This window comes from Aquifex sp. (assembly GCF_056494385.1).
In genome coordinates this window covers 1-3920 of sequence record NZ_JBSLZM010000015.1, presented here as the reverse complement: position 1 = coordinate 3920, position 3920 = coordinate 1, and the positions used below count along the sequence as shown (strand labels likewise).

General features: G+C 39.4%; 3 protein-coding genes. All 3 read right to left on the bottom strand.

The window, feature by feature from the left end:
* Window positions 1-2687 (bottom strand): hypothetical protein (locus tag ACWB1W_RS01280; protein WP_479369585.1); only part of this gene is annotated, 2687 nt, incomplete at its 3' end.
* Between the two features lie 29 nt (window positions 2688-2716).
* Window positions 2717-3304: a hypothetical protein gene (locus tag ACWB1W_RS01275; RefSeq protein ID WP_479369584.1), complete on the bottom strand. Its 588-nt coding sequence runs from the start codon at window positions 3302-3304 to the stop codon at window positions 2717-2719.
* A 7-nt stretch (window positions 3305-3311) separates the two neighbouring features.
* A partial coding sequence (locus tag ACWB1W_RS01270; RefSeq protein WP_479369583.1) for a hypothetical protein occupies window positions 3312-3920 on the bottom strand: 609 nt, incomplete at its 5' end.

The following is a 3920-nucleotide window of genomic DNA, read 5'->3' as shown; positions in this document are numbered from 1 at the left end:
AAAGCCTCTCTAAGAAGCTCTGGCAGGATTTTGTCTTCTTCGCTTCCGAGTCTTACATATGTATGCGATGTACGACCCTCAAGTATGTTAAGTATAAAGTCCCTAAGATGAATTTCAGAAATCAATCCGCTTCCCACCTCGTATAGTTCATCTTTTAGAGCTTTGAAAGCCATGGTTAGTATAAAAGCGTTTATCTGGTTGTTGTAAAGACCGTAAGGAGGCTCCCTCAGAGGTATAAAACACTCTTCATTACAAGAATCTTTATCACTTAAAGTTTCCAATATAGCATTCTTTACCCTAACTATCGGATGGTAAGGGTCTACATCCTCTACCTTGAAGTTTTCAGATACAACATATCTTCCGTCTTTAGCTCTCAGAGCGGGCAAAACAAGAGCTTGTTGTCCTTTAATTATGGCTTTATCTTCCAAATTTGTTCTCAATCTTGCTTTCAAAAGCTTATCTATAAAGTCCTTTGTAGCCTTCTTATCCCACACTGTCTGGGGTAGTCCACTTATATTTTCAGCACCCGCTTCAAATATCTTTGTGGCAATTTGCTTGCTAAGCAATTGAGATACTTCTCTAAAGGGTATAGAATTGCTTTCTCCTCTGAATAGTACATAGATATATCCATCAGCTAACGTCCTCAGGAAATCCTCTACGATTTTGTTTGCCTGTTTGGTGTAGTGGGTTTCCCACTGGACGTTGTTGTGAGCACGAGCCACCTCAGCCTTTGCTCTATACTCTATCCATCTGCTTATGGTATCTTCACCAAAGAAATTTTCCGGAACCATAAATACAACATCTTTATATTCTTCTGAAAGTTTCTTAAAACCCTTCTTAAGCTCTGCTATGTCAATTTCCTTAGTTGGTAAGCCAAATACTACCCTTAATGCATGTTTACTCATCTTTTCAACTTTGTATCTTAGGCTTCTTGAATCCTGAGTATACACATTGATATACTCCAGTACCCTTAAAACATTACTCTTAATACGGCTTATAACAGTATTCTCATACAAGCTTTTAGCTTCCGCATTGTTTGAAACTACAGATGCAAGGCTGGAGAAACTCTTTCTCAAGTTTTCCACTTTTTCTCTAATCTCCTTATCAGGCAGTTCTCCCACATGTACGAACAGTGTTCCGTCCGGGTCTTTAGGCACTATCCCAGAAGAAACGAGTTCGTTAAGGAGTTTGTTAAATTCATCATGTATGGGAGTTCCTGCAAAGGCTAACTTTACGTTATCTTCATGGGGTCGCAGTAGTACAGGTGCATCCTTTACACTTCTGTAAATAATGTTCATTAGAACTATTACCTTTAAAATCCTGAGATACTTATCCTTTTGGTCTTTAAATTTGGATTCAATATTTTGAGCTTTTTCCGAATATCTGTATATTACTTCCTTTACCATATCTGAGGTGGTTCTATCATCTAAAAGCTCATGGAAGAAATCCCATAGGTAGTCCGCTGTTAGAAACGGCTCCTCTTCTATGTTGTTCTCAAGAAACATCTGGAAGCCTTTCTTTTCTTTTCCCCGTTCGCTGTATAAGAACTCAAAGATGCTTCTTTCTGCGGATAGGAACTGTCCTGCCATATAGCTTATCAAGAAAGACGTATATGGGTGAAAAGGATACAGGTTAGTTATGAGGTCTCTCTTTACACCTCTTTGATGGGCTATAGTATCTACAAGCTGTTTAACCTTATTCATTCTTTCATTTTTTAACTTGTCCCATAGCTCTTTGTCTTTCTTCTCAAAGGTTCTGCTTATAACCTCAAAAGCTGTAATTTCCTTCATTTCAAATCTATGAGTCCAAAACCTATCCTTTATTTTTTCTATTGTGTCCGCATCAACATATCTCCTTATGTTCTCCTCAGTTCTATGAGTAACTATTAGAAGGTGAATGTCAGGGTGTTCCGCGAGCTGGTTTTGAACAAAGCTTATAACTCTTTCATCTCTCAGGAAGTCCGTAAACTCATCCCAAATAATAAAGATGCCATCAAATCCATTACTATGTAGAAGAGCTTTTAGTTCTCTGAACCACTTATCTAAGGGAGTAGCTATTAATACACCTTCGCTTTCCAAAATGTTTATAGCTTCAATTATGGCTTTATCTCTTCTATCTTTCAGGTCTCGCAGGAAAACTTTGTAATCTGAATAATCAGAAAGCTTATCAGTTACAACTTCTTCTCTAAGCAAAGATATATGCTCATATATCCTTTCCACATCCGTTTTAAAAGTCGGAAGCTCTAAACCATGTCTTAGAAGCGTATCTTTTATCTTTTGTTGCAGGAAGTAAGATATGTAGCTGACGGTTGGTATGCTGTCAAAACCTTTCAACGCTACTGTTAAATATTTTTTGTTCTGCCTAAGAGCAAGAATTTGAGCGCCTATCTGTTTACCAAAGCCTTCAAAAGATGAGTCAATGTAAGCTTTTATAGTTTCATAATCATCTAACAGCAGATGTTTTATGACTGCACAAGCGTGAGTTTTGCCTACTCCGTAAGGTCCCTGTAACCAGACAGAACCCTTACCGTCCTGCCTTTTTAAAGCTCTTAAAACCTGCTCAAGTAGCTGATAGAAGTTATCATGAGGTATAAAGGTGTTCCATCTTTTACTGTCATCTTCTTCATTCGTAATTACGTAGTAGGCTGAGAACCCCTCCTTAAGCCCCAATATGTCAGAATACCTCATCTTAGTATAATTATAGAACAGCCCTCATACTAAATCAAAGCGTATAATCTAAGGAATTCCTCTTCAGGAATACCTAAGAATTTATGAGCAAGGTTCTCATTCACAACCGTAAGCATGTTTGACATATACCACACAAGTTCTTTGTTCACCGTTTCAAGGCCTTCTTTGATGTAGGCTTTCTTTTCTAATCTTTTCCCGAACCATTCACCAAGAGGAGAGGTTTCAAAGGTGTTAATTAGGGAGTTTATAGCGTTTTGCGCTGTTCTTTGTCTTATGCCTTCACTAGTTAGCTCCCTTACGAGACTTTCTTTTGTAAAGGTTTCTCCCCACTCAACGGTGTTTACATACCATCTGAACAGGTCTGAGTTTAGGCACAGGTTTACCCATACCGCCTGCCAAGCGGTCTCTTTATCTTTATTCATCAGCCTCGCTATATACTCACCTATATCAGTAAAATCGTCTGCGTCTATTATCCATGCATCTTTTAGGTAATTAAGGAGAGCCTTTTTCTGGTAAGGACCCAAGGAGCATCCACAGAACCACTCAAAACCGCCTTCTAAGAAGCTTTCCAGCCACTCCCTGCGCAGTCCAAAGGTGAAGTATTTGTTAAATCCCATACAAAGCTCACCTAAGGGCAAATTTCAGAACATCTAAGGGAGATATCTCCTCATAAAAGTGTATGTTGTCAAGATCTGCCACCAGGTCCGCCCCGAGCACCCCCTTGTCTTTGAGGCTTCTGAGGGACTGCATCAAGCTTTCCTTACTGAGCCCGAACAAAGCATAGGGTCCCATATCTTGACCCGCCATGTAAAGCTCACTAACGGTTGTCCCCTTTATGCCCTTCTTTTCCGCCATCTTGTACAACGCATAGCCAACCGCAAATATGCTTATATCATCACTGCCCGCCTTAAGATAAACAGCCCTCCTCTTTTCCTCTTTTATCTTTTTACCGAACCACTCACCGAGGGGGGAATTTTCAAATGTATTGATCAGGGAGTTTATAGCATTCTGCGCAGTTCTTGACCTCACTCCTTCCTGAGTTAGTTTATTTATGAGAGTTTCCTTTGTAAAAGTTGCTCCCCATACTATAGTCTTTACATACCAATTAAACAAGTCAGAGTTCAAACACAGATTCACCCAGACCACCTGCCAGACTAATCTTGGGTCTTTCCTGAATATCTCAATAACTACCTCTCCAAGCTCTGTAAGTTTTTTGTCTCTGGTTATTAGTTC